Below are 25,050 nucleotides of genomic sequence, written 5' to 3'. Positions count from 1 at the left end.
GTAACGGGGCCGGGGAAGATTTCCCCGGCCCCGTTTCCATTTCCGGAGGGGACCATGAGCCGCGCATTCCGCAACCTGATCGAACGCCAGATCCGCAAGGCCGAGGCCGAGGGCAAGCTGTCGAACCTCGAAGGCGAGGGCAAACCGCTGCCCGACCGCCCCGGCGATGCGCTGATCGATCCCGGGCTTGCCGCCGGCCACCGAATCATGGCGGAGGCGGGCGTGCTGCCGGAGGAGTTCAAGCTGAAGAAAGAGCTCGACGCGGCCCGCGCCGCCTATGCGAAACTGACCGACCCTGACGAAAAGAAATCCGCGATGAAACGCATCGCCGATCTTGAGCTGCGTTATCACATCGCGCAGGACGTGCGGCGCAGGTTCATGCGCTGACCGCCTGCGCGGGGGGCGGCGGGATCTCCACCCCGGCGCGCGCCGCGGCCTCCAGCACATGGGCGACGCCCGGGCGGCCGCCGCTCACCGGAAAGGCCCAACTGTCCTCCGGCACCGGATCGCCGGCCTCGGAGAAGAACATGTCATGAATCCGTCCCGGCGCGTTGAAGATCATCAGCCGCCCCGGCGCCGCGCCGGCGTTGGTGAACGCATGCAGGCTGCCCGAGGGGATCGTCACCATGGCGCCGGTCCCGGCACGGGTCACCTCACCCTCGACCATGAAATCGAAACTGCCCTCCAGCACCACGAAGCATTCTTCCTCTTCGGGATGCCGGTTGGGCGGCGCGCCGGCCCCGGGGGCCACCAGCGCCTCGACCATGCAATAGCGGCCATTGGTTTCACTGCTGAATTTATGGAAGTGCAGGATATTCCCAAGCATGTGGAATCGTCTGCTTGCTTTCATTCACAATACTCCTTGAATCAGGTGCGGCGAGCCCGTACCGATAATGAGACCACTGTCTCATAAACGCAGGACTGTCAAGCGGGGACGGATGAAACACGAACGCAAGGCGCAAAAACTGAAAACCCGGCAAAAGCTGCTGGCCGCCGCGCGGGAGCTGGCGGAAGAGAATGCCGACGTTTCGGTGACCGCCGCCGCCCAGCGCGCCGGCATCTCCAAGGCGACCGCCTACCGCTATTTCTCGGACCCGGCGGTTCTGGCCAGCGAGGCGGTGCTCGACATCGCCGTGCGCGACGCGGAAAGCCTGCTCGATGGCGTCGAGAACCTACGCGAGCGGGTGCATCTGGTGACGGATTACTACCGCGATTTTGGCCGCGAGCGCGAACCGGCCTTCCGCAAATTCCTCGGCCAGCTGATGGCCGACTGGACGCCCGATACCCCCAACCGCCAGCGCGGCGCGCGGCGCATCCCGGCGCTGCGGCTGGCGCTGGAACCGGCGCGCGACCGGATGCCGGCGGGCCGGCTGGAGGATCTGGTGATGGCGCTGGCCGGCTGCGGCACCGGGTTCGAACAGCATATCGCGCTGAACGATGTCTGCGGGCTGGACCGCGCCGCCGCCGACCGCATCGCCCGCGCCGTGGTCGATGCGATCCTCGACTTCTACCTGCCGGCGGAGGCGCTTAGCTGAACTCCGGCTTGCGCCCCTGCATCTGGGCCATGACGACCTCCATCTGCTCGGGCTTGCCGAGGACGCCGACCTGTTCGCGCGACTCGGCCAGCAGAACCTCTTCGCGCCCGGCGCTTTCGGCCACCGCGATCAGCCGCTTGGCCGCCCGGATCGCCGCCGGGCTCTGCCCCGCGATCTGCGCCGCGAGCTCCAGCGCCCGTGCCAGCGGATCCCCGGCGATCTCGGTCACCAGCCCCCAGGCCTCGGCCTGGGCCGCCGGGATCGACGTGGCGGTATAGGTCAGCAGCCGCAGCACATCCGACCGCACCAGCCGCGGCAACAGGGCCATGCCGCCCATATCCGGCACCAGCCCCCATTTCATCTCCATCACCGCCAGCTTGGCATCCGGCGCGGCAATGCGGATGTCGGCGCCCAGAGCCATTTGCAACCCGCCGCCATAGACCGCGCCGTGCAGCGCCGCGATCACCGGCACCGGCACCCGCCGCCAGGTCAGGCAGACCTCCTGCATCCGGTTGGCGTCGTCGTGGCTGCGCTCCATCAGCCAGGCTTCGGGATCGACGCTGCCCATCCTGGCGAAACTGGCCATATCGAGTCCGGCGCAAAAGCTTTTTCCCTCGCCCGCCAGCACCACCGCCCGCGCCTTCGAGGCCGCGACCTCGGCCCCGGCGGCAAGGATCGCCTCGACCATCGCGTCGTCCAGCGCGTTCATCTTGTCGCCCCGGGTCAGGGTGACCCGGGCGATATGATCCTGATATTCCACCGATACGCGCGCCATCGCCGCCCCTCCTCATATGCCTTGCCCCACCCTGCCCCGGCAGCGTGGCAAAAATCCAGCCGGACGTGGGGGAACGGGCGCAGGACGATGGGACACCGAAATCGCTTGCCCAGGGCCGCTTTCCCGTCATATTTGCGCGCCATGACAGAACCTCGTTACACCCCGCTCGTCCGTTCGCTGCCTGCCACCGTGCCCTTTGTCGGCCCCGAAACGCAGGAACGCCAGCGCGGCGCCCCCTTCACCGCCCGGCTGGGCGCGAACGAGAGCCTGTTCGGCCCCTCGCCCAAAGCGATCGCGGCGATGCAGGCAGAGGCGGCAGAGATCTGGAAATACGGCGACGCGGAAAGCTACGACCTGCGCCAGGCGCTTGCCGCCCGTCACGCGATCGCACCGGAAAACATCATGGTCGGCGAGGGTATCGACGGGTTGCTGGGCTATCTGGTGCGGCTGCTGGTCAGCGAGGGCGACGCCGTGGTCACCTCGGAAGGGGCCTATCCGACCTTCAACTATCATGTGGCGGGGTTCGGCGGGGTGCTGCACAAGGTGGCCTACGTCGACGACCGCGAGGATCCCGCGACGCTCTTCGCCAAGGCGGGCGAGGTGGGGGCCAAGCTGGTCTATCTGGCCAACCCCGACAACCCGATGGGAAGCTGGCATTCGGGCGCCGACATCGCCGCGGCGCTGGACAGCCTGCCCGAGGGCGCGCTGCTGGTGCTGGACGAGGCCTATGTGGAATTTGCCCCCGAGGGCACCGCGGCGCCGATTGCCGCCGACGACCCCCGCGTGATCCGCATGCGCACCTTTTCCAAGGCCTATGGCATGGCCGGCGCACGGGTGGGCTATGCCATCGCCGCGCCGGAACTGATCACCGCGTTCAACAAGGTGCGCAACCATTTCGGCATGAACCGCTTTGCCCAGGCCGGCGCGCTGGCCGCGCTGCTGGACCAGGACTGGCTGGCCCATGTGCAGACCGAGGTCGCCGCGGCGCGCCACCGCATCGCCGAGATCGCCCGCGACAACGGCCTGACCACCCTGCCCTCGGCGACCAATTTCGTGGCTGTGGATTGCGGGGCTGACGGGGCCTTCGCCAAATCCGTGCTGGACGGGCTGGTGGAGCGCGGCGTCTTCGTGCGGATGCCCTTCGCCGCGCCGCAGAACCGCTGCATCCGCGTCAGCTGCGGCCGGCCGCAGGATCTCGACGCCTTCGCCGCCGCGCTTCCCGAGGCGCTGAAGCAAGTGCGCGGTTAAAGCGATCTTCTGAGCCACGGCCCCCTGCGCGGAACACGGCCGCAGAGCACTGCGCAAGGGCCGGGCGGCCTGCTCCGTCGGTCGAGCGGCAGAAAGGATCCAGCCGACAAGAAGGCCTGAATTCCCGGCCCCGGCGCTCCCCCGCCGGGGCCTCGCTTTTCGCCTATTTCCCGGCGATCACCGTCGCGGCGGCCTCAACCGCGCCGGTCCCGTGCGGGATCTCCAGCGCGGTCAGCCCGGCCTCGATCCCGCCCAGCATGCCCAACACCATATGCCCGTTCACATGGCCCATATGGCCGATGCGAAAAAATCCGTGCCAGGCCGGATCGTCCGGCTCGGCCATGCCCAGTCCGATGCCCAGCGTCAGCCCGAAATTCCGCGACACCCAGTCGCGTAGCGCCGAGCCCTGCGGCGCGCCGATGCGCAGCGCCGTCACCGCATGCGAGCGATAGGCCGGATCGGAGACGTTGAGCTCCAGCGGTCCGGTCTGCCCCCAGACCTCGCAGGCCGCCCAGATCGCCTGCGCCAGCCGCTCGTGCCGGGCCCAGACATGTTCGATCCCCTCGTCATGGATCAGGTCCAGCGCGGCGCGCAGACCATAGAGGTGATGGGTCGGCGCGGTGCCGCCGAAATACTGGTAAAAGGCCTGCGGATCGGCCCGCGGCGCCCAGTCCCAATACCGGCTGACGCGCGGCATCTTCGCCCGCACCGCGGCGGCCTTGTCGTTGAAGAACACAAACCCCAGCCCCGGCGGCACCATCAGCCCCTTCTGGCTGCCGGTCACCGCCACATCGACGCCCCAGCCGTCCATCTCGAAGCGGTCGCAGGCCATCGCGGCGATGCAATCGGCCATCAGCAGCGCCGGATGCCCGACCTCGTCCAGCACCCGCCGCAACCCCGGCAGATCGTTGCGGATCGAGCTGGAGGTATCCACATGCACCCCCAGCACCGCCTTGATCCGGTGCGCCTTGTCGGCACGCAGCACCTCGGCCACCCGGTCCAGATCCCAGGGGGTCTGCTTGCCGAAATCGAGGATCTGCGCCTCGATCCCCAGCCCCTGCGCCATGTCGGCCCAGCCCAGCCCGAAACGGCCGGTCGCGGGCACCAGCACCGTCTCGCCCGGCGCCGCGACATTGGACAAGGCCGCCTCCCAGGCGCCATGGCCGTTGCTGATATAGATCGCCGCGTTATGCGCGGTGCGCGCGACCCGCTTCAGATCCGGGATCAGGCTGGCGACCATGTCGATCAACGCGCCCTCATAGATATTCGGCGCCGGCCGGTGCATCGCCCTCAGCACCGCCTCCGGCATCACCGAAGGCCCCGGAATCGCAAGGTATTCGCGCCCCTGCGCAACGCTCAACGTCTGTGTCATGCTATTGTCCTGAAACTGGTCCGGCGAACACTATCCCGCCCACCGGCGGCGTCAATCCGAAGCGCAGCCTTGTCACGCCCTTCCCCGCATCTTAGATAGGCGCGATTTCCCCGGGTGCTGCCCGGACAGGCATCAAAGGAAGCGTCATGGGTCTCGCCGGCCGGATACGACAGTTCGAACGGGATGTGCGCGCCTATTTCAACGTCGACCCGAGGATTCCCGGGAACGAGCGGCGCGCGCGGATCTACAACCGCTATTTCGACCACGCCATCCTGCGCGGGATCTGGACCAACGAGTATGAGATCGCGCCGGGGGTGTACCGCTCCAACCACCCGACGCATGAGCGGTTTGCCCAAATGGCCGGGCGCGGCATCCACACCGTCCTCAACCTGCGCGGCGCCAGCGTCTCGGCCCATTACCTGACCGAAAAGGCCAGCTGCGAGGCGCTGGGCCTGACCCTGGTCAACGCCACGCTGCATGCCCGGGCGGCCGCCTCGCGGGACGAAATCCTGCACCTGATCGAGGTGTTTCGCCGGATCGGGAAGCCCTTTGTCATGCATTGCAAATCCGGCGCCGACCGGGCCGGGTTCGCCTCGTCCGTCTATCTTCTGGCGATCGAGGGGCGACCGGTCAGCGAGGCGCGAAGGATGCTGTCCTGGCGGTTCTTCCATGTCCGCAATTCCAAGGTCGGCATCCTCGACTATATTCTCGACACCTACGAAGCGCGACACCGGCAGGATGCCATTTCCTTTGAGGACTGGATCGCAACCGAATACGATCCCCAGGAGATCGAAACCCGGTTCCGGCAAGGAAAGACGCCCGCATGAGCGACAGCACCGCAGGAGCCAAGAGCACGACGCTGCTGATCTGGCTGTGGCGCAACTACCTGCACCGGCATGTCGGCTGGCTGATGGTCGCGCTGCTCTTCATGACCCTCGAGGGCTCGATGCTGGGCGCGCTCAGCTACATGATGCAGCCGATGTTCGACGACATCTTCATCGGCGGCGATACCGGCGCGATCACCGGGGTGGCGCTGGCGGTGATGGCGATCTTTGTTCTGCGGGCAGCCTCCGGCGTGACCCAGCAGGTGGTGCTGACCCGCATTTCCCAACGCACCGCGGCCAGCCTGCGGCTGGACCTGCTGGCGCGTGCCATGCGTCAGGACGGCGCCTTTCATCAGGCGCATCCGCCGGGCTTTCTGATCCAGCGGGTGCAGACCGATGTGAACGCGATCAACGACGTCTGGCGCGCCGTGATCACCGGCGCGGGGCGCGACGCGGTCTCGCTTCTGGCGCTGATGGCGGTGGCGATCAGCGTCGACTGGCGCTGGACCGCGATCACCCTGATCGGCGTGCCGGTCCTGTTCCTGCCGGTGGCGCTGATCCAGCGTTTCGTGCGCAGCCAGGCCCGCAGCGCCCGCGATCTGGGCGCTGGCCTGGCGACGCGGCTGGACGAGATATTCCACGGCATCGTACCGATCAAGCTGAACGGGCTGGAACGCTATCAGCAGCGCCAGTACGCGGACAAGACCGACCAGTTCGTCGGCTCGGAAATTCGCGCCGCCTTCGGCACCGCGGCGATCCCGGGGCTGATCGATGTGATGGCCGGGGTCGGCTTCATGGCGGTGCTGATCTATGGCGGCGGCGAGATCGTCTCGGGCGAAAAGACCGTCGGCCAGTTCATGAGCTTTTTCACCGCCATGGGCCTCACCTTCGAGCCGGTGCGCCGTCTCGGTTCGATCAGCGGGCTGTGGCAGGTGGCCGCCGCCGCGATCGAGCGGATCAAGGAACTGATGGACGCCCCGATCCGGCTGACCTCGCCGGCGAAACCGGTTGCCGCGCCCAAGGGCCTGCCGCAGATCACGCTGAAGGACGTCTCGCTCAGCTATGGCACCGCGCCGGCGCTGCGCGGACTGACGCTGACGGCCGAGCCAGGCAAGACCACCGCCCTGGTGGGGGCCTCCGGCGCGGGAAAATCGACCATCTACAATCTGCTGACCCGGCTGGTGGATCCGCAAGCGGGCCGCGTTGCCGTCGGCGGCGTCGATGTGCGCGACATGGACCTCGCCGCGCTGCGGGGGCTGTTCTCGGTGGTCAGTCAGGACGCGTTGCTGTTCGACGAAACCCTGCGCGAGAACATTCTGCTGGGCCGAACCGATGTCAGCGAGGCGCAGCTGAAAAAGGTGCTGGACGCCGCCCATGTCTCGGATTTCCTGCCGAACCTGTCGAACGGGCTCGACACCCGCGTCGGGCCGCGCGGCTCGGCGCTTTCGGGGGGACAGCGGCAGCGGGTGGTGATCGCCCGGGCGCTGCTGCGCGACACGCCGATTCTGCTGCTGGACGAGGCGACCAGCGCGCTCGACGCGCAGTCGGAAAAGGTGGTGCAGGCGGCGCTGGACCGGCTCTCGGGCGGGCGCACGACGCTGGTGATCGCGCATCGCCTCTCGACCATCCGCAACGCCGACAAGATCGTGGTGATGGATCGCGGTCGCGCGGTGGACGAAGGCACCCACGAGGAGCTTCTGGCGCGCGGTGGCATCTATGCCGACCTCTACCGGCTGCAGTTTCAGGACGGCAAGATGCTGGTCGATGCCCGCGGCAGGCCGGTGCCCGCCGCCACTCCGGTCGCGGAAAAGGCCGAGCGTCAGGGCTGGCTGCGGCGGGCGGTACGCAAACTGGTCAGCTGACCATCACCGCGCCCGGTTTTTTCTCTGATTGAAAAGGCTCAGGGGGCACAGTCCCCTCCCTCTGGCTTGACGTCAGACCAGAGGGCGGCGCCCGACCCTACCGCCGGTAGCGGGCCGCCAGCGCCGACGGATCCGCCCCCATGGCATAGCGCAGCAGCGTCCACAGGTTGCGCGCCCCGCGCCGCAGCCAGCCGGACTGCTGATAGCGCGCCGCGCTGGTCAGCGCCTGCGCAGGCAAGGCGGCCAGCGGCTGTCCCGGCCCCCGGGCCAACGCCCAGACCAGCGCCACATCCTCCATCAGCGGCTGGTCGCGATAGCCGCCGGAGCGGTCGTAGTCAGCGCGCCGCAGCAACAATCCCTGATCCCCGTATGGCAGCCCGAAGAGGCCCGCGCGCAGGTTGGCCCAGCCGGCCACCAACGCCGGCCTCAAACCACGCGCCCGGAACCGCAGACGGAAATAGGCCGGCCCGGCGCCCTCGCGCTCCAGATGCGCGGCGACCGTCGCGGCCCAGCCCGGCGACAGCTGGGTATCGGCATGCAGGATCAGCAGCCAGGCCCCCCGCGCCTCCGCCACGCCCCGGCGCAACTGTCCCCCGCGCGAGGGCGATCCGGTTACCACCACCGCCCCGGCGGCCTCGGCTAACCGGCAGGTGGCATCGGTCGAACCGCCGTCGCTCACCACCAGTTCGCGGATCAGCCCGGCCACCAGCCCCTCGGTCAGCGCCGCCAGACAGCCCGGCAACTCGTCCGCGGCGTCGAGGGTGGGAATGATGACACTGATCGGGGCGGGCACGCGCGGCTTTCCCTGTTCAACCTGACCTCGCTTCCTATATCAACCGCAAGGGAAAGCAAGGAGCCCGACATGACCGCGCGCCGCATCCTCCGCCTGTCCGGACCGGAGACCGAGGAGTTCCTTCAGGGACTGATCACCAATGATATAGGCAAGCTCGGGGACGGGCTGATCTATACCGCGCTGCTGACGCCGCAGGGCAAGTTCATCGCCGACTTCTTTCTCGCCCGGGACGGGGCGGAGGTTCTGCTCGACGTCGCCGAGGCGCTGGCCGAGGATCTGGTCAAGCGCCTGAACATGTACAAGCTCCGGGCCAAAGTCACCATTTCGCCCACCGACCTGCACCTGCAACGCGGCACCGGCCCCGCCCCAGCCGGCGCCCTGCCCGATCCGCGTCACCCGGATCTGGGCTGGCGCGCCTATTCCGAGGCCGCCGAGTCCGACGACGACAGCGATTGGGATGCGATCCGGGTCGCCCATTGCATCCCCGAGACCGGCATCGAGCTGACGCCGGACAGCTATATCCTCGAGGCCGGGTTCGAGGCGCTGAACGGCGTCGATTTCCGCAAGGGCTGCTATGTCGGCCAGGAGGTCACCGCGCGGATGAAGCACAAGACCGAGCTGCGCAAGGGGCTGCGCCGTGTGCGTGTCGAGGGGTCGGCCCCGGTGGGCACCGCGATCACCGCCGACGGCAAACCCGCCGGAATGCTTTATACCCAGTCGGGCGGTCACGGCATCGCTTATCTGCGCCTCGACCGCGCGACAGGCGCGATGCAGGCGGGCGAGGCGCGCGTCAGCCTGATCTGACATCCCCAAAGCCCCGGCGCGCCCCAAAGCCCCGGCGCGCCCGGCTGTCATCCGCCTGTTGTATTGCCGTGTTTTGAAACGTCCAGTTTCGCACCAAACTGGAGTCAGGACCGGATCGACCCATGCGTGATAGTCTGCTTTCCCTTCACAGCGCCTCGCTGATCACCGCCATTGCCGCCGCCCTGCTGCTGGGCGGGCTGCTGGCCTGGAATCTCTACCGCCCCGGCTTCGGCTTCTGGCCGGCGGGCGATGAGGCGCCGGTTCGCCACCACACCGCCTTTGGCCTGTTCCGCATCTTTTGCGGCGCCACAGTCGTCTTTGCCCTGCTGGAGATCGGAACCCACGGCTGGGGTCACTGGAGCCGCTACGCGGTCGGCGTGCCGCTGATGGCGGTCGCCTTTGGAATCACCCTCTGGGGCTACAGGTTCCTCGGCATCGAGAATACCTATTGCGCCAGCGACGGGCTGGTGACCAGCGGCATGTATGAATATTCGCGCAACCCGCAATATGTCACCTCGGTGCTGGCCACCGTCGGCCTCGGCATCGCCAGCGGGTCGCTGATCACGCTGGGCCTCGCCGGGGTTCTGTTCCTGCTCTACTTCCTCTTCGTGCTGAACGAGGAGCGCTGGCTGATGCAGGGCTATGGCGACGCCTTCCGCGCCTATATGCAGAAAACCCCCCGGTTCGTGGATGCGCGCAGCCTGATGCGCGCCCGGGCGGCGATTCTGGAGAGCCTCTGAGGCCCTTCCCCCGTCTCGCCCCACCGCCCGGCAGAGGGCCGGTCGGGCGCTGCCCAGTCGCGCCTCCCGCCTTGATTGCGGGCAAGAGGGTTCAGTCTGGCGGCGGCTTTGTTTCGCCAAAGCCGGCACTGCAAGACGTCGGCGCCTTCACCTGCCGCTGCACGCAGGGAGTTCCTCTCACCGCGGCGCAATCGAAAAAGGGCGGGTGCTGAACACCCGCCCCTTGCAAACGATCAGACCTGCCGTCGCCCTCAGGCGCGTTCGGCGTATTCCATCGTCTCGGTGTTGACGATGATGTCCTCGTCCTGACCGACAAAGGGCGGCACCATCACCTTGACCCCGTTGTCCAGGATCGCCGGCTTGAAGCTGTTGGCGGCGGTCTGACCCTTTACCACCGGCTCGGTCTCGGCGATCCGGCAGGTGACTTTCTGCGGCAGCGTGGCATTCAGCGCCTCGGCCTCATGGAATTCCACCAGGATGGTCATGCCGTCCTGCAGGAACGGGCGGCGATCGCCAAGAATCGCAGCCGGCAGCTCGACCTGATCGTAGGTCTCGGTATCCATGAAAACCAGCATGCCGTCGGTTTCATAAAGGAACTGCATGTCCTTCTGTTCCAGCCGCACACGCTCGACCTTGTCGGCGCTGCGGAACCGTTCGTTCAGCTTCGAGCCGTTGCGCAGGTTGCGCATTTCGACCTGGGCAAAGGCGCCGCCCTTGCCGGGCTTCACGTGGTCCACTTTGACGGCCGCCCACAACCCGCCATTATGCTCCAGAACATTGCCGGGGCGGATTTCGTTTCCGTTGATCTTGGGCATGACTAAATCCTTCACGCAAGGTTGATGCACGGGTTGCGGCCCCTATATCTGGCAGTGCAGGGCCTGGCAAGACAACGATATATCGTGCTGCACCCGCAGAGAGCCATGCGCATGACGCATCGCTGCCATGCAGAAACGGGGTGCCCGAATCGGTTTCGATCAGTCATAAGCAACGCCACGCCGAAAATTGCAAGAGCAAGAAAAACAAGGAAAACGGGATGAAAGATTTCGTTGACGGCACCGCCTTCAATAACGAGCAAGGCAACCGTGCACGTAAACTGTTCGCGGCCGTTGTACTGGCCGCCCTCGACGATGCGATCGCCGATGACAAGAAATATGGCAATGGCCCCGAGCAGATCGCCCGCTGGGCCCGCTCCCGCGATGGGCGCGAAGTGCTGAGCTGCGCCGGGATCGACCCGAATGAACGTGTCGTCAGCGGCCTGATGGACTTTGTCTCCAAGGGCGTGCGCACCTCGGTCGCGTTGTCGCGCGAAGAGAGCGAGCGTCGCCACGCCGCCCAGCAGGCCGAGGCCGCCTGAGCAATTCCCCCTTTTCCTGAGAAGCGCGTCCTTCGGGGCGCGTTTTTTTCTTTCCCGTCGGCACCGCTCTGCCAAGGTGCCATCGGGGGGCGATGAGGGACCTGTGACGATGACCCGCGCGCTGATGATCCAGGGCACCGGCAGCAATGTCGGCAAATCGCTGCTGGTGGCCGGCCTGTGCCGGGCCGCCGCCCGTCGTGGATTACGCGTCGCGCCGTTCAAGCCGCAGAATATGTCCAACAATGCCGCTGTGACCGCCGATGGCGGCGAGATCGGCCGCGCCCAGGCCCTGCAGGCCCGCGCGGCGGGACGCGCACCGCACACCGACATGAACCCGGTCCTGCTGAAACCCGAGAGCGAGACCGGCGCGCAGCTGGTGGTGCAGGGCCGCCGCCGCAGCACGCAGGAGGCCGCCCGCTATCAGCGCGACAAGGGCGCGCTGCTCAACGTGGTGCTGGAAAGCTTCCGCCGCCTTGCCGCCGATGCGGATCTGATCCTGGTCGAGGGGGCCGGCAGCCCGGCGGAAACCAATCTGCGCCGCGGCGACATCGCCAACATGGGCTTCGCCACCGCCGCCGGGGTGCCGGTGGTGCTGGTCGGCGACATCGACCGCGGCGGCGTCATCGCCCAGATCGTCGGCACGCAGGCGGTGCTCGACGCTGGCGATCTCGCCCGGATCGCCGGCTTCGCCGTCAACCGCTTTCGCGGCGATCTGGCGCTGTTCGATGCCGGCCGCGACGATATTGCCGCGCGCACCGGCTGGCCCTGCCTGGGGGTGGTGCCATGGTTCCATGACGCTTGGAAACTGCCTGCCGAGGACATGATGGACATCGCCTCGCGCGGGGCCGACCGGGACGGCGCCTGCAAGGTGGCGGTGCCGCAGCTGCCGCGGATGGCGAATTTCGACGATCTCGATCCGCTGGCCGCCGAGCCCGCCGTCACGGTCCAGATCGTGCCGCCGGGACGGGCGCTCCCCGGCGACGCCGATCTGGTGCTGATCCCCGGCAGCAAATCCACCCGCGGCGATCTGGCGTTTCTGCGGGCGCAGGGGTGGGACATCGACATCCACGCGCACCTTCGCCGCGGCGGTCACGTTCTGGGCCTCTGCGGCGGCTATCAGATGCTGGGGCGCCGCATTTCCGATCCCGAGGGGGTCGAGGGCGCGCCGGGCGCCGAGCCCGGTCTGGGGCTGCTCGACGTCGAGACGGTGATGCTGGGGGACAAGCAGGTCAGGTTGCGCCAGGCGACCGCCCTGCCCGGCGGCGCGCCTGTCAGCGGCTATGAGATCCACATGGGCCGGACCGAGGGGCCGGACCGGGCGCGCGGCTGGCTGTCGGTGGACGGGCGGACCGAGGGCGCGGCTTCGCCCGACGGGCGGGTGCGGGGCAGCTATCTGCACGGGATCTTCAGCTCCGACACCTTCCGCACCGGTTTCCTCGCCGGTCTGGGGCATCGGTCCGAACACGCCTATGAGGCCGGGGTCGAGGCCACGCTGGACGCGCTGGCCGACCATCTGGAGACCTATATGGATGTGGAGGCGCTGTTGTGGCTGGCCGCGCCCGTGCGGGCGTAGAGCGGCGCGGACACCCCTTACCCCTGCAACCTTCGAGCCCCCCAGTACGGAACAAGGCCGAAGGCCGCCTCTCGCGCATTGCGGAGAAATGCACTGTCGGCAGGCGATTGCAGTCCATGCGATCACCGCGAGACGCGCAAGCGCATCCCTCAGAGGTCGTCCGGATTTGACTGCCGTAAAAACGCGCCGATCAGAGGTAGCAGCGCCAGCCCCCGGTCCGGCGCTTGTGCGGCTTGCTTTGTTTGTCGAGCGTCGGCAACGAGCCGGGGGCCCGTCGGACCCGGCTCACCTGTCGTCTAGTCGAGATCCTGCGCCGCCAGGGCGCGGTGAATCTCGCGCCGCACCAGCTTGCGCACGTTGCGGGTGATGCGCTCGCCCAGGGCGCCCTGCAATTCCTGACGCACGATTTCGGCGACCAGTTCGCGCAGGCTGTCCTCGTCGATCACCGCCTCATCGGCGGCCAGATCCTCCACCTCCGGATCGGCGGCGGACCGGGCGGCGGCGCGATCGTCAGCATCCGCCGTTTTCGCCGCATCCTCGATTGTCGGCGATCGGGGATCGTCTTCGCGCGCGCCCTCACCTTCCGCATCGGTCCAGCCAATGGGCTGCGCCGGGGTGCCGGAATAGGGTTCCGCGCTGGTTCCGTCCGGCTCCCACTGATCGCGGGTCTGCCCGATCACCGCCTCCAACGCCTCGATCTTGGCGCTCAGGCTCTCGGCGCGGGTCGAATGAAAAGTCAGGGGCGCCTCGATCTCGGCCGCAGCGTCCGGGGCAACGTCATCGTCGAAATAATCAGCAAATTCGCCATGCTCCGGCGCGGCGCCTGCCCCCGTCTCGGGGCTGGGCGGTTCAGGAGCGGACGGCTCGGACGCGAAAAACACAGCCTCGTCCGTGGCCGCCCTGCCCCGGGGCATCGCCAGCAGGGTCGCGCCGGGGTCGGCCCAGGGGGCCGGCGCCTCGGTCTCGGGCGTCCCGGACAGCTCATCCGCGGCCGTGGTCCCGGCCGCATCCGTCTCCGGCGCAGCCTCTGGCGCGTCCTCGGCAGGGGCCGCGGCGGCCCGGTCGGGCGCATTGACCCGAAGCGCCGGCGTCAGGACCAGACGCTCGACTTTATCGGCGGCCGATTCGCCGGTCTCTGCGGGGGCTGAAACGGGCGCGTCCGGCTGCGCGTCGGACCTGTTGTCCTCGCTGACCAGACGACGGATCGAGGATAACACATCCTCGATCTGTGCATGCGTGACGGGTTCAGACATTGTTGTTATCCACTCTCACCTCGGGCAGGAGTGTAGCCTCTGCCCGGGATTCTCACAACCGAAAGCGGAGAATTCTCAACGCTTGCCCAGCGCCTTGAGCACCCTGTCCAGATCCTTGCTGCGTTTGCTGAGCCGGGACGGCGCGGTCTTCACAAGGTTGTAGTAGAGCGTGGGATCATAGATCTGCACCGCCAGCCCCAGCCGCTCGGCGGTCAGAAGCCCCTGCGCCTGCAACAGTTGGTACGAGGCGACCGCCTCTTCCGAACGGGCCGAAATCTGGTTGGTCTGCGCATCCAGCAGATCCTGTTCGGCCGACAGAACGTCCAGCGTCGTGCGCGCGCCCAGGGTCGCCTCTTCGCGGACCCCCTCGAAGGCCACGCGCGCCGCGCGCACCTGCTCGGCCGAGGAGATCAGGTTGGCGCGCGCCACCTCGAGCCGGATAAAGGCATTCGCCACGCCCTGAACCACATCCTGCTGCGCGGTCAGCAAACTGGATTTGGCCGCGTCCCGGCCAGCCAGCGCCCGGCGGTACTGCGACGACAGCGCGCCCCCCTGATAGATCGGCTGCGTCACCGTGAGCGACACCGTGGCGTTCTTGGAGCGGTCGAGGCTGTCCATATCGTCGGTCAGACCGAAACTCCCCGACAGCGAGGCCGACGGCCCCATGGTCTTGGCCTGGCTCTGCGCCACCAGTTCGGCGGCCTTCACCTGATGCTGCGCCGCCAGGATGGCGGGATGGTTGCGCACGGCGATGTCCGTTGCCGCCCCGAGCGAGGCGGCAGCCTTGGGCAGGCGGGGCTGCCCGGCCAGCGGCCCGGGCTTGCGGCCCACCGCGGCGGCGTACTCGGCCTGCGCGCTGACCAGCGAGCCGCGCGCGGCGGACAGGCCCGACCGCGCCGCGGCAAGCTGCGCCTCGGCCAGCGCCACGTCGGTGCGGGTCACCTCGCCGACGTCGAACCGGTCCTGCGCGGCGCGCAGTTCCTCGCCCAGCAGGCGCACGTTGTTCTGGCGCAGCGCAACGTTTTCGGTTTGCAGCACCACGTTGAGATAGGCCGAGGCGGCGCGGAACAGGATCTGCTGCTCGATGCTCAGAAGCTGCTGGCGGGTGGCCAGCACGGTTTCCTGCGCCCCCTGCTTGCTCAGCGCGCGCGCGCCGCCATCATAAAGAAGCTGGCTGATCGACAGGCCGGTGAAGAGGTCGGATGACGGGTTGCTGAAGGCCACGCCATTGGACGTCCCATTGAGCAGCGTCCGGGATACCTGCGTGGTCCAGGAAATTACCGGGCGCAGCTGCGCCACTGCCGTGGCCACATCCTCGTCGGCGGCCCGCAGCACCGCGCGGTTCTGTTCCAGTAGCCCGCTGGTGTTGTAGGCGCCGATCAGGGCGTCGACGATGTTTTCCGCCTGGGCGGATCTGGGGCCCAGCGCCGCCAGCGCGAGCCCCCCCACCAGTGCCGCCGTCCTGAGAATGCCTGTCATCGCTGCCTTGCCCATAACCCTGTCTCCGATGCACCCCTGCCGGGTGCTATGTCTGTTCCAGAGCCCGGGGCCGCCCGGCAGCCCCGCGCTGCCATGTCAGAGCGTGAACGCCCGTTCCCTTCCGAACCCCGGCAGCACCGGCGCCGCGGCGTTGAATTCGAACCGCCAGGTCAGCGTGCCGCCGGACTTGTAGCCGATGCGCACCTCGCCCAGCGCGCCCTGCATAAAGAGACAGGCCATGCGCCCGCCGTCCTTGAGCTGGGCGATCAGCGGCGCGGGCACCTCTTCGATACCGCCTTCGACGATGATCACGTCATAGGGGCCGTGCTCGTCCGCGCCCTCGGCCAGGGGGCCCTGATGCACCACCGCATTGTCGGCGCCGGCCTCGGACAGCAGCGCCTGCGCCTCACCGGCCATCGCCTCGTCCTCCTCGACGGCGATCACCGCCTGAGCGAGCCGTGCGATCACCGCGGCCGAATAGCCATAGCCGCAGCCCACATCCATCACCAATTCGTCCGGGCCGAGGTCGAGCGTGTCGAGCATCTTCGCGAGCGTCCGCGGCTCCAGCAGAACGCGGCCGCCGCCCAGATCCAGATCCTCGCCCGCATAGGCGATATCGCGCCGCGCATCGGGCACGAAAATCTCGCGCGGAACGGTCAGCATCGCATCGATGATCGGATATTTGGTAACATCGGCCGGTCTGATCTGAGTGTCGACCATCATCCGGCGGCGGGCGGCAAAGTCTGTCATTGCTAAACTCTATTGTTCAGTCCCTAGATTGGCTTTTGCCACATCGCCGCGGCCCCGGCAACGGGCGGCGGCGCGATTTCCCGCCGCATCCCCCGCAGCGCCCCCCGCGCCCGATCAAAACGAGGGCGACCAGCCCGCGCCAGACCGATCTCCGGCGGCCGCATCCGCGCTCCGGCGGGCGGACAGGCGCCCGCCCTCTCCCAAAAGCGACTTTCGCCTTGTCACGGCGCAGCACCTCGCATATGCGTATATGCGCATTAGCGGAGGCCCCCATGATCCTGAACATCCTGAATGCCCTGGCCGAACCGACGCGCCTCGGCGCGATGCGGATTCTCGCCGACCATGGCGAGCACTGCGTCTGCGAGCTGATGGACCGGTGCGGCGCCACGCAATCGCGGATGTCGCGGCACATGGGGGTGCTCAAGGCGGCCGGACTGGTGATCGACCGGCGCGATGCGCAATGGGTGCGCTACCGGATCAACCCCGACCTTCCACCAGATGTCGCGGCCGCGGTCGCGGCGATCCTGGCCTGCCGTAAAAACGAAGACAGGAAAGCAGCATGACAACCGATGTATCGACGCCGCACCCCGTCCGGCCGGAATGGCCGTGGCATTTCGGAGTGGCCGGGTTCGTGGTGGCCTGGTGGCTGATTTACCGCCAACTCGCCCCGGCCTCCGAATGGCTGGTGGCGCTGCTGCCGGTCGACCGGGACACTCACACGGGCGAAGCGCTGGCGTTTTTCTTCTACGACGTGCCGAAGGTGATGATGCTGTTGACGCTGATCGTCTTTGCGATGGGCGTGGTGCGCAGCTTTTTCAGCCCGGAGAAGACCCGCGCGCTGTTGTCGGGCAAACGTGAGGGCATCGGCAATGTCATGTCGGCGGGCCTCGGCATCCTGACCCCGTTCTGCTCCTGCTCGGCGGTGCCGCTGTTCATCGGCTTTGTCTCGGCGGGCGTTCCGCTGGGGGTGACCTTTTCCTTCCTGATCGCCGCGCCGATGGTGAACGAGGTGGCGCTGGTGCTGCTGTTCGGGCTGGTCGGCTGGCAGGTGGCGGTGACCTATCTGGCCTTCGGGCTCGGCATCGCGATCCTGGCCGGTTTCGTGATCGGCAAACTGCGCCTCGAAGGCTGGCTTCAGGATTGGGTGCGCGACATCCATTCCGGCGCCAATGCGCCGGTGATGCCCGAGGGCGAGCGCCTGACGATGACCGACCGCTATGGGCTGGGTATCGAGGCGGTGCGCGAGATCTTTGCCAAGGTCTGGATCTGGATCATCGCCGGCATCGGCATGGGCGCGCTGATCCATGGCTATGTGCCCGAGGATCTGATGGCGCGGATCATGGGTGCCGATGCCTGGTGGTCGGTGCCCGCCGCCGTGCTCATGGGCATCCCGATGTACACCAATGCCGCCGGCGTCATCCCCATCGTCGAGGCGCTGCTGGGCAAGGGCGCCGCGCTGGGCACGGTGCTGGCCTTCATGATGAGCGTGATCGCGCTGTCGCTGCCGGAGATGATCATCCTGCGCCAGGTGCTGACCCTGCGGCTGATCGCGGTCTTCATCGGCACCGTCGCCTCCGGCATCCTCGCCGTCGGCTTTCTGTTCAACCTGATCTTCTGAGGAGACCCCATGAAACCCGTCAAAGTCTATGGTCCCGGCTGCAAACGCTGCGAAACCACCGCGCAGATGATCCGGGAGGCGGCGGATCGCCTCGGCGTCCAGGTCACGGTCGAAAAGGTCACCGACCCGCGCGAGATCGCAATGGCCGGCGTCATGTCGACGCCCGGTATCGCGGTCGACGGCAAGCTGGTCCACACCGGCGGCCTGCCGGATGCCGCAAAGCTCGAGGGGTGGCTGACCGCATGAGACATCTTCTGTTCTCCGCCGTCATCGGCGCGGCCGCCTGGCTGCCGTCCTTCGCGCTGGCCGGAACGCTCGAGGTTCAGCCTGTCACCGAGGGCATCTGGGCCATCGTCGGCGAAAAGGTCCAGCGCAGCCCGGAAAACCTGGCCAACAACGCCACCTTCGGCCTTGTCGTCACCCCCGAGGGCGCGGTTCTGGTCGATCCGGGCGGATCGTGGAACGGGGCCCGGGCGCTGGATACGGTGATCCGCGGGATCACCGATCAGCCGGTGAAATACGTGATCGACACCGGCGGACAGGATCACCGCTGGCTTGGCAACGGCTATTGGCGGGCGCAGGGGGCGCAGATCATCGCCTCGGCCGACGCGGTCGCGGACCACCAGGCCCGCGGATCGATGCAGATGACCATGCTGGCGCAGCTGCTGGGGGCCGCGTTCGAGGGAACCGAACCGGCCTATGCCGACATCACCTTCGACGAGACCTATACGCTCGAGCTTGGTGGAACGCGGCTGGACATCGCCCATCCCGGCCCGGCCCACACGCCCGGCGACAGCTATGTCTGGATCGCCGGAAAAGGCACCGTCTTCACCGGCGATATCGTCTATGTCGAGCGGATCCTGGGGGTGGGCGAACAAAGCTCGATCACCGACTGGCCCGCCGCCTTCGAGGCCATCGCGGCGCTGGCGCCCGAGCATGTCGTCCCCGGCCACGGCCATGCCACCACCCTCGCCCGGGCGCGGGCCGATACCTTTGACTATCTGATGAACCTGCGCACCCGGATCGGCGCGCTGATCGACGAGGGCGGCGACATCCTGGAGGCACCCAAGGTCGACCAGTCGGGGTTTGCCTATCTGGAGCAGTTCGACAGCCTGGCGGGGCGCAACGCCCAGACCGCGTTTCAGCAGATGGAGTGGGAGTAGCGCCGGGCAGCCCCCGCCCCGGCGATCCGCTGACCGCGCCGCGCATCCACGCGCCGGCCTGCGCTGGCGGGGAAACTCGGAATGTGCGGCCCCGGTGCCGCAGCCCCCTTGCAGAGACTCGCGGATCTGGCTAAGAGGCCCTACCCACTACGGAACGGCGAGTTGGCGGAGTGGTGACGCAGCGGATTGCAAATCCGTGTACACCGGTTCGATTCCGGTACTCGCCTCCACTATATAGCTTAAGTTATTGTTTTTACTGACAATTTTAAGCGGAACCGCACTTAGTCCGCCCTTAAATCCCCCCACGACAATCTGTGTTTTTTCCTCAAAGAAGGGTCAGAAAACATCCCCCCGAGTTCAGAATCGCCAAACAGCTACCTGCGGCGGCTGAGGGGTTGTGGCCGTGGAAGTTTTGCCACACCCTCTTCAAAGAAGAGGCAGTGAAGCAATGCAACCCCACTACCACGTCCAGAAATTTATCGGCGATGACGTTCTGCACAGGATTGGACTGTACGCACAGACATGTGCGCATATCGAGCATGCATTGTGGCTTTACTACTTTCATGTCGATCCAGCGCACCCAAACGACAAGCCCAAAGCCAAGAAGATAATGGATCTTCGGCTGGACACCGGAGCACTGATCAAAGCACTAAAAAAGCACTCAAAAAAGGCCCATCCTGACGACAAGGCTCTGCTGGATGAGCTTATTTTGGAGGTCGAAGAAGGGCTTCCGATAAGGAACCGACTGATCCACGGCGCTTTGGGCTTCAACCATGAGACTGAAGAGTATTTCATGTTCAGCCACTGGAGGGCAGATCGTGGCAAGGCCCACGAATATGAGAGGTATGACGGCCCATTGTCAGTGTCTTTCTTGGATGACGCGCTAAGCACGGCTGACAACATCCTCATTCGAGCTAGAGAACTGCACATCAAAGCCATCAAGCGCCAAGGAATGACACTGCGTCTCAACGAGTAACCAGGGAACACGATCCCTTGCCGCCATTTATGACGGACCACAAAAAAGGGCCGGAAGCACTGCCCCGACCCTTATAGCCTCTTGGTTCCGGCGCTTCCTCGGCTCAGCGCTGAGCCACAACGGCCCGGCTGCGGTGTGCAAGTATTTCAGCCTCGGCCTTGCCCAGCGCCTCCTTGAACGGCACCCCACCAAGAGCATTTGACCGGACGCAATCCAGCAGTATCTCCTTCTCGGCTTTGTCCAGTTGGCCAAACGCATCCACCAGCGGGGCCAAGTCATCGGGAACGCGATACGCTTCACGGTAGGCTTCAAGCGCCGTGGCCGGGTCGCCTGTCACCAGCCAATTCAGGCAACACCCTTCCCGCCTGATCCAGCCCGCCAGGTCGTCAGTCATCAAGACTTCATCCGGCTCGTCATCGTCATAGCGAAGTTGCGGCGGCTCACAACCGAACAGGTCGCAAAAATGTGCGATCCGCTCCTCGAATGTTGCTCCCGAGGTCATGCCGCACCTCCTTTCGCGTTCCGTTCGATGCGGTCCAGGTCGGTGCAGAGTTGATCCAGCTTTTGCTCGATCATGTCACCCAAGGGATAGACCCCGTTCATCGCTTCGCCGCCCTCATTGAGCAGGTGGTTGAGCCCCTGCATCAACCCGTGAAGCTGCACCACGTCGAATCCGGCGTCCTTGATGGTGTCGGCCATTGTGTCATTCCTCCTTTGTGGTAGTGATACCTTTAGCATCAATAAAGGGGCTGGCATGTCAATACCAAAAGTATCAGTTGAGCAGGTTAAAGCCGCGCGGGCGTTGCTTCGATGGTCACAAGGTGATCTTGCGAACCGCTCGGGCGTTTCCCTTCCCACCATCAAACGGCTTGAAGCTGCTACCGGAGAAATCGGCGGTCGCGTTGATACTGCCAATTCAATCCGCGCCGCCCTCGAATCCGCCGGGGTGCAGTTCATCGAAGAGAACGGGGGCGGGCCGGGGGTCAGGCTCAGGAACAGGCTTGATCCCTCCGTCAATTGAAAACGGACTGCACCCAAGAAATCTCTCGGCGCGCAGCCCTTGGCAAACAAGTCAAGCCTGCTCAATGCTCGCTGACTACCACGGGCTGCGTTTAGTCCTCATGTGTCTGTCTCGGGGATTTCTTGGGTCGCCGTGAGTTCCTTGATCTTCCCCGCCTCAACCCGTTGGCTTAGGAATTTGACGACTGATGAGGATTTTTCCTCAAAGGCGACGTGATGCCCGTCGTTGAATGTCATCAAATAGCTGGCAGTCTTGCGCCGCCTACCGCCAATCGCCGCGCCAGCAAGAAACCCGACACCCCCTGTCAAAACGCCGCCGATTATCGCTCCAGCAACAGCGCGGCCTCCGGACCGATACTGTTCTTCATCAATCTCGCGGATCGATGCGATGTCATCACCGGAGTACTTTTGAACCTTCCAACCTTTCGGAAGCCGGACCTGCAATCGCCCTTTCCAATCTACAAGTAACTGACAGCCCGCAACATCTTCAATGGAACAGTCTATTAGACGCGCCATATTACCCCCCCCCGGCATGCAATCATTTAAAAGCAGCTTAGGTGATCTAACTGGGGTGAGTGAAGGAAAAACCAATTCTCTTCTGGAATTGGCACCCAAACGATTGTCAATCTTTCCAAGCGTTCACGCGCCCAGCCTTTCGAAACGTGTCACTTGATCGAGGGCATGTTTCCGCGCCTCTTTGACGGCATTCACACAAAACGCTGCCGAGAACTCTTGAACGATCCCCAAAACCTTCGCGCGGGGACAAGCGAAAGCCGTTGCCGAGGAAATGAGGGTCGCGCGCCCATACCGCCGTACAAGATCGCGATCCGCCAGCATCAGTTCCAGCGGGCGGAAAGTTTCAACGTCAAGCTCTAGCGGCCCCTCCGGTTCGACAAGGTAGATCGCCCCAGGTTTCCCGCCGGTTTGAATGGCGTAGATCCCCGCCTCATCAATCGAGGTGGTGAGATAGACAAGGCTCGCGCGGGTCGGGAAATGCTCTTTCAGGTTCTTCGGGTCGTGGCCGGTTTCGGATGCTGGCAGCAAATAGTTGCCCATTACGCGCCCGGCCAAGCCGCCATGAAAGAACGGGGTGTCAGGATCGAGTTGCGCGACGATCTCGGCGCTGCGTTTACGTTCCCCGGCAGTCAGCGGCCACCGGAGGTTTTCGCCGCAGACCATGTTGTAAAATAGGGGGCGATCCGCCAGCGGCACCCGCTTAGCCCGCTTCTGGATCGCCTTGCGCGTCCCCCGGTTCATACCGTCAACCCAACCGGTTGAGTAGAACGGCAGCACCAACATCTTGCCGATGCCGCCGGTCTGTCCCATGTCCAAGCCGCCCTAGCATTACGCCGCGCCCTTGTCCTGCGCGCCGATCTCTCCACCCCAAACCAGCTTGTTGAAAAGGTGGATGTTAATCGAGAGCGTCCGCGTGGCATCGTTGCGCGCCACCTCCAGACCGGCCACAACGAATTGATGCACAGCGCGCAATTCCTTGATCTTGCCCGCGTGCTCGGGGAAATCATGCCCGAATGCTGCTTCCCGCAGATTGTCAGCGGCTTCCGCATCAAGTCCGTGGAAAGCCTCGGGCAGTTCAAGAATCGCCGTTGCCAGCATCGCGGGCGGGTTGTGCATCATCACTCGACGGCGGCTGTCGCTCATCTCGAACCATGCCCGGCGCAAATCGCTTCGCAATATTGCCGCCGCCGCGTCGGTCGGGTCGATCTTGTAAACGCCTTGGGCGCGCAACACCTTGATCTGTTCTTCAATCCCGCGCCGTCCGTCATGGTCGGCCTGTCGGTAGGCGGGGGCAAATTCGCGCATGACAAATGCCTCCATGTGCTCGCGCAAGCCCGCGTCGGTAAGCCTGCCAGCGGCCTTTTGACTCCGGGCCTCTTTGCGCAAGGCATTTCCGGCAGTCGCAAGGCGCACCAAATACCCATGCGCCCTGTGTACGATCTGTTGTTCGCTTTCCTTCCAACCCCACCGGGCTGCAAGGAGGCTTCCAAGCGGATCGTCAAGGCTGATCGCTTGTGTCTGCATTTTCTTGGTGTCCATTTCATGTACCTCTTTGTGAGTGTTCATCGGTGTTCGTAAGTGCCGATCAGTATTTTCGGAGCACGGCGTTGCGCCGCCAGAGTTGCCACCAGCCCGGCAGCGGCGTTGCCCCTGTCATCGTGAAGGCCGGGGGGGTGGTCGATTATGTCGCGCCCGCCGCGTGTCGTGCGGCGTTCCAAGCTGACAAGTTGGCGCTCTAGTTTCTCGCAAGGCGGCAATTCCACGCGGCCCGCCTGCAAAGCCGATGCCATGCTCAGGTAAAGCTCAGACCGGACGCCGGGCGCATCCAGGTAAGCTATTCCATTCCGCCGGAATTCGGTTCGGCTCCATTCCGCTGCGTATCGGTCGCCGCGCACAGTGCCGATGCGGTACTCTTTCAGCAGGTCACAGAATTCGCCCGTGATTGCTGCCGGGTTTCCGCGCCGCCCCACAACCTGATCCACCACGATAAGCCCGGCATCCTCAGCATGGCCGATTGCCAAGGTGAATTCGTCGGCACCGCCGCCGGATGGATCAACGAATGCGAAGTATCGAAGCCCTGAGCGGGGCGGCAAGGATAGCGGTTCGGTCCGCATGGCCTCTGTGACCACCTCGACACTCAGGAATTGTTCAATGTCAGCCCGGAATTGCGCCAGCCATTCCGCCGATGCCCGCGCCGCGTCGTCCTTCATTGCGTCGTCAATGACGTGCTGCGGAATGGTCGGGTTCATTGCCGGGCTAGGTGCCTGCGCCACCAAAACGCGGGTGCTGTCGTCCTGCCCGAAATGTCGCCGGTAGCTATTCCAAAGTTCGCCCCGCTTCGAGTAAGGCGAGGAAATCGCCACCAGCTTGCCGCCAAGCGTTACCAGCGCCGGGCGCAGCGCCGCGATAACCTCGGCATCGGGCCGGGCACCATCCGAATGCCAGAACGCGATTTCATCGCAAACCACTGCGGCCAAGGTATAGCCTCGCACGGCTCGGTGCGATGCGGTGTGAACCTCGATTGCCGATCTGTTCACCAGTTCCAGCCCGGCGGCTGTCTCTCGGGCCACAAGCGGTTTCAACATCGGATGTTCAAACAGCCCCCGGACATAGCGCAAGAGCGTTCTCGCCTGCGCCCGATCCGCCGCCAGCAACATCACGGTTGCCACCTCGCCCGGTGCCAGCTTGGCCCGGTGATCTTTGAACGCCGCTTCAAACGTTGCCACCAGCGCCGCAGCATGGCTTTTTCCGCCGCGCCGCCCTATGGCAAGCCAAAGCTCATCAAACGCCCCCACAGGGGCTTTCTCGCGGCCCGTGAGCGTCTGGAACGTCTCTAGTTGGTCATCGTCCAGCGGTAGTCCATAGAACGCCCCTAGCAGCGCCCGCCACGCCGCGAAGCTGTCGCCGCCAAAGGTCGGGCCAAACAGCTGGGGGTCGGTCATGGTCTCGACAATGCTAACCATTCGCCGCGCCTTTCTTGGCAAGGTACTGGTCAAGGGTCTCGGTCACGTCGCGGGCCACGCGGTTAAGCCCTAGGTCGGCCAGTAGGCGGCGCATAGCGTTCGCAATGGTGGCGTATTCCGCCGCGTCGAATTGCTCGCCCCTTGCAAGCTCGGCTTCGCGCTCTTCGCACCAGATTGCCAGTGTTGCCGCGCGGGCGAGTAGGGCGGTTTGCGCCTCGGTCAGATCGCCGCCTAGGTCGGCTTCAACCCCGGTGACGATCTCACGAAACCGGCGGGCCATGAGGCTGCGACCATCAACACCGGCCAGCACAACGGCCCCGGTGCCCCGGCGCGTCCTGAATTCCGGCTTTGGTGGCGCTTTTGCCATGCTTTGTAGTGCCTTTCTGCTGCTATAAGGGCGGATTGATGGGCGGATAAACAAATTATACATAA

30 protein-coding genes and 1 tRNA gene are annotated in these 25,050 nt (G+C 65.6%); 16 read left to right on the top strand and 15 right to left on the bottom strand.

All coding sequences use genetic code 11. The annotated features are described in order from the left end of the window. Positions 1–54 precede the first annotated feature (54 nt). Positions 55–387 (top strand): DnaJ family domain-containing protein, encoded by a 333-nt coding sequence (locus E1832_RS08755; protein WP_133359359.1) that lies wholly within the window; start codon positions 55–57, stop codon positions 385–387. Here E1832_RS08755 and E1832_RS08750 read toward each other — a convergent pair. Then, complete coding sequence (locus E1832_RS08750; protein WP_133359358.1) at positions 377–850, bottom strand: cupin domain-containing protein; 474 nt, start codon at positions 848–850, stop codon at positions 377–379. The two genes, E1832_RS08755 and E1832_RS08750, sit on opposite strands and share 11 nt — an antisense overlap. Positions 851–938: 88 nt before the next feature. On the opposite strand from E1832_RS08750, the gene E1832_RS08745 reads away from it, so the two are divergent. Continuing rightward, positions 939–1,535, top strand: coding sequence for a TetR/AcrR family transcriptional regulator (locus E1832_RS08745; protein WP_165978838.1), 597 nt, complete (start codon positions 939–941; stop codon positions 1,533–1,535). Here the strand turns inward: E1832_RS08745 and E1832_RS08740 are convergent. Continuing rightward, a complete protein-coding gene (locus E1832_RS08740) occupies positions 1,528–2,310 on the bottom strand; it encodes a crotonase/enoyl-CoA hydratase family protein (protein WP_133359356.1) in 783 nt (260 codons plus the stop codon). The two genes, E1832_RS08745 and E1832_RS08740, sit on opposite strands and share 8 nt — an antisense overlap. 141 nt (positions 2,311–2,451) lie before the next feature. Between E1832_RS08740 and E1832_RS08735 the strand changes: the two genes are divergently transcribed. Beyond that, positions 2,452–3,558, top strand: a complete 1,107-nt coding sequence (locus E1832_RS08735; protein WP_133359355.1) for a pyridoxal phosphate-dependent aminotransferase — start codon at positions 2,452–2,454, stop codon at positions 3,556–3,558. A 163-nt stretch (positions 3,559–3,721) separates the two neighbouring features. Here the strand turns inward: E1832_RS08735 and E1832_RS08730 are convergent, their stop codons facing one another. Then, on the bottom strand, positions 3,722–4,930 hold the full coding sequence (locus E1832_RS08730; protein ID WP_206021025.1) for a pyridoxal-phosphate-dependent aminotransferase family protein: 1,209 nt from the start codon (positions 4,928–4,930) through the stop codon (positions 3,722–3,724). A 146-nt stretch (positions 4,931–5,076) separates the two neighbouring features. On the opposite strand from E1832_RS08730, the gene E1832_RS08725 reads away from it, so the two are divergent. Together E1832_RS08725 and E1832_RS08720 are read left to right on the top strand one after the other, a co-directional pair. After that, positions 5,077–5,757 carry a phosphatase domain-containing putative toxin gene (locus E1832_RS08725; RefSeq protein WP_133359354.1) on the top strand — a complete coding sequence of 227 codons (681 nt, stop codon included), beginning with the start codon at positions 5,077–5,079 and terminating at the stop codon, positions 5,755–5,757. Next, entirely contained in the window at positions 5,754–7,616 is a 1,863-nt protein-coding gene (locus tag E1832_RS08720; protein ID WP_133359353.1) for an ABC transporter ATP-binding protein, read from the top strand. Before E1832_RS08725 ends, E1832_RS08720 begins: the two co-directional genes overlap by 4 nt. A 97-nt stretch (positions 7,617–7,713) precedes the next feature. Here E1832_RS08720 and E1832_RS08715 read toward each other — a convergent pair whose 3' ends face one another. Then, positions 7,714–8,409 carry a TIGR04283 family arsenosugar biosynthesis glycosyltransferase gene (locus E1832_RS08715; protein WP_133359352.1) on the bottom strand — a complete coding sequence of 232 codons (696 nt, stop codon included), beginning with the start codon at positions 8,407–8,409 and terminating at the stop codon, positions 7,714–7,716. Between the two features lie 69 nt (positions 8,410–8,478). Here E1832_RS08715 and ygfZ point away from each other — a divergent pair, with 69 nt between their 5' ends. Further along, positions 8,479–9,213, top strand: coding sequence for a CAF17-like 4Fe-4S cluster assembly/insertion protein YgfZ (ygfZ, locus tag E1832_RS08710; RefSeq protein ID WP_133359351.1), 735 nt, complete (start codon positions 8,479–8,481; stop codon positions 9,211–9,213). A 122-nt stretch (positions 9,214–9,335) separates the two neighbouring features. Then, positions 9,336–9,953: a methyltransferase family protein gene (locus E1832_RS08705; RefSeq protein WP_133359350.1), complete on the top strand. Its 618-nt coding sequence runs from the start codon at positions 9,336–9,338 to the stop codon at positions 9,951–9,953. A gap of 251 nt (positions 9,954–10,204) precedes the next feature. Here the strand turns inward: E1832_RS08705 and efp are convergent, their stop codons facing one another. Further along, entirely contained in the window at positions 10,205–10,768 is a 564-nt protein-coding gene (efp, locus tag E1832_RS08700; RefSeq protein ID WP_133359349.1) for an elongation factor P, read from the bottom strand. A gap of 218 nt (positions 10,769–10,986) precedes the next feature. Here efp and E1832_RS08695 point away from each other — a divergent pair, with 218 nt between their 5' ends. Continuing rightward, positions 10,987–11,307: a DUF6280 family protein gene (locus E1832_RS08695; protein ID WP_133359348.1), complete on the top strand. Its 321-nt coding sequence runs from the start codon at positions 10,987–10,989 to the stop codon at positions 11,305–11,307. Between the two features lie 109 nt (positions 11,308–11,416). Next, positions 11,417–12,880, top strand: coding sequence for a cobyric acid synthase (locus tag E1832_RS08690; protein ID WP_133359400.1), 1,464 nt, complete (start codon positions 11,417–11,419; stop codon positions 12,878–12,880). A 296-nt stretch (positions 12,881–13,176) separates the two neighbouring features. Here E1832_RS08690 and E1832_RS22495 read toward each other — a convergent pair whose 3' ends face one another. From E1832_RS22495 to E1832_RS08670, 3 genes are all read right to left on the bottom strand, one after another. Beyond that, a complete protein-coding gene (locus E1832_RS22495) occupies positions 13,177–14,133 on the bottom strand; it encodes a hypothetical protein (RefSeq protein ID WP_165978837.1) in 957 nt (318 codons plus the stop codon). A 75-nt stretch (positions 14,134–14,208) separates the two neighbouring features. Further along, positions 14,209–15,627: a TolC family outer membrane protein gene (locus E1832_RS08675; protein ID WP_206021024.1), complete on the bottom strand. Its 1,419-nt coding sequence runs from the start codon at positions 15,625–15,627 to the stop codon at positions 14,209–14,211. Between the two features lie 81 nt (positions 15,628–15,708). Beyond that, positions 15,709–16,362: a protein-L-isoaspartate O-methyltransferase family protein gene (locus tag E1832_RS08670; RefSeq protein ID WP_133359345.1), complete on the bottom strand. Its 654-nt coding sequence runs from the start codon at positions 16,360–16,362 to the stop codon at positions 15,709–15,711. A gap of 272 nt (positions 16,363–16,634) precedes the next feature. Between E1832_RS08670 and E1832_RS08665 the strand changes: the two genes are divergently transcribed. From E1832_RS08665 to E1832_RS08640, 6 genes are all read left to right on the top strand, one after another. Then, positions 16,635–16,925 carry an ArsR/SmtB family transcription factor gene (locus E1832_RS08665; protein ID WP_133359344.1) on the top strand — a complete coding sequence of 97 codons (291 nt, stop codon included), beginning with the start codon at positions 16,635–16,637 and terminating at the stop codon, positions 16,923–16,925. Further along, on the top strand, positions 16,922–17,980 hold the full coding sequence (locus E1832_RS08660; RefSeq protein ID WP_133359343.1) for a permease: 1,059 nt from the start codon (positions 16,922–16,924) through the stop codon (positions 17,978–17,980). The genes E1832_RS08665 and E1832_RS08660 overlap by 4 nt, the downstream gene beginning before the upstream one ends. Positions 17,981–17,989: 9 nt before the next feature. Beyond that, a complete protein-coding gene (locus E1832_RS08655; protein ID WP_133359342.1) occupies positions 17,990–18,226 on the top strand; it encodes a thioredoxin family protein in 237 nt (78 codons plus the stop codon). Beyond that, the gene (locus tag E1832_RS08650) at positions 18,223–19,143 is read left to right on the top strand and encodes an MBL fold metallo-hydrolase (RefSeq protein WP_133359341.1); all 921 of its coding nucleotides are present in this window, start codon (positions 18,223–18,225) and stop codon (positions 19,141–19,143) included. The genes E1832_RS08655 and E1832_RS08650 overlap by 4 nt, the downstream gene beginning before the upstream one ends. A gap of 156 nt (positions 19,144–19,299) precedes the next feature. Continuing rightward, positions 19,300–19,373 (top strand) — tRNA-Cys (locus E1832_RS08645). Positions 19,374–19,591: 218 nt separating this feature from the next. After that, positions 19,592–20,119, top strand: coding sequence for a hypothetical protein (locus E1832_RS08640; protein WP_133359340.1), 528 nt, complete (start codon positions 19,592–19,594; stop codon positions 20,117–20,119). Between the two features lie 103 nt (positions 20,120–20,222). Here E1832_RS08640 and E1832_RS08635 read toward each other — a convergent pair whose 3' ends face one another. Next, entirely contained in the window at positions 20,223–20,621 is a 399-nt protein-coding gene (locus tag E1832_RS08635; RefSeq protein WP_133359339.1) for a hypothetical protein, read from the bottom strand. Next, the gene (locus E1832_RS08630; protein ID WP_133359338.1) at positions 20,618–20,818 is read right to left on the bottom strand and encodes a hypothetical protein; all 201 of its coding nucleotides are present in this window, start codon (positions 20,816–20,818) and stop codon (positions 20,618–20,620) included. Before E1832_RS08630 ends, E1832_RS08635 begins: the two co-directional genes overlap by 4 nt. Positions 20,819–20,873: 55 nt before the next feature. On the opposite strand from E1832_RS08630, the gene E1832_RS08625 reads away from it, so the two are divergent. Further along, complete coding sequence (locus tag E1832_RS08625) at positions 20,874–21,140, top strand: helix-turn-helix domain-containing protein (RefSeq protein WP_133359398.1); 267 nt, start codon at positions 20,874–20,876, stop codon at positions 21,138–21,140. Positions 21,141–21,238: 98 nt separating this feature from the next. Here the strand turns inward: E1832_RS08625 and E1832_RS08620 are convergent, their stop codons facing one another. The 5 genes from E1832_RS08620 to E1832_RS08600 all read right to left on the bottom strand — a co-directional run bounded on the left by E1832_RS08620 (position 21,239) and on the right by E1832_RS08600 (position 25,048). After that, positions 21,239–21,655: a hypothetical protein gene (locus tag E1832_RS08620; protein ID WP_133359337.1), complete on the bottom strand. Its 417-nt coding sequence runs from the start codon at positions 21,653–21,655 to the stop codon at positions 21,239–21,241. A gap of 123 nt (positions 21,656–21,778) precedes the next feature. Next, entirely contained in the window at positions 21,779–22,465 is a 687-nt protein-coding gene (locus E1832_RS08615; protein WP_133359336.1) for an NAD(+)--rifampin ADP-ribosyltransferase, read from the bottom strand. An 18-nt stretch (positions 22,466–22,483) separates the two neighbouring features. Continuing rightward, positions 22,484–23,194, bottom strand: coding sequence for a hypothetical protein (locus E1832_RS08610; protein ID WP_133359335.1), 711 nt, complete (start codon positions 23,192–23,194; stop codon positions 22,484–22,486). A 23-nt stretch (positions 23,195–23,217) separates the two neighbouring features. Then, positions 23,218–24,597 (bottom strand): hypothetical protein, encoded by a 1,380-nt coding sequence (locus tag E1832_RS08605; RefSeq protein ID WP_206021023.1) that lies wholly within the window; start codon positions 24,595–24,597, stop codon positions 23,218–23,220. 13 nt (positions 24,598–24,610) lie between these two features. Then, positions 24,611–25,048, bottom strand: a complete 438-nt coding sequence (locus E1832_RS08600) for a hypothetical protein (RefSeq protein WP_245513913.1) — start codon at positions 25,046–25,048, stop codon at positions 24,611–24,613. Positions 25,049–25,050 lie beyond the last annotated feature (2 nt).

It is taken from the genome of Antarcticimicrobium luteum, from assembly GCF_004358185.1.
Taxonomy (GTDB): domain Bacteria; phylum Pseudomonadota; class Alphaproteobacteria; order Rhodobacterales; family Rhodobacteraceae; genus Antarcticimicrobium; species Antarcticimicrobium luteum.
Note: the sequence above shows the minus strand (reverse complement) of the source record. Positions and strands in the feature narration are given on the sequence as shown.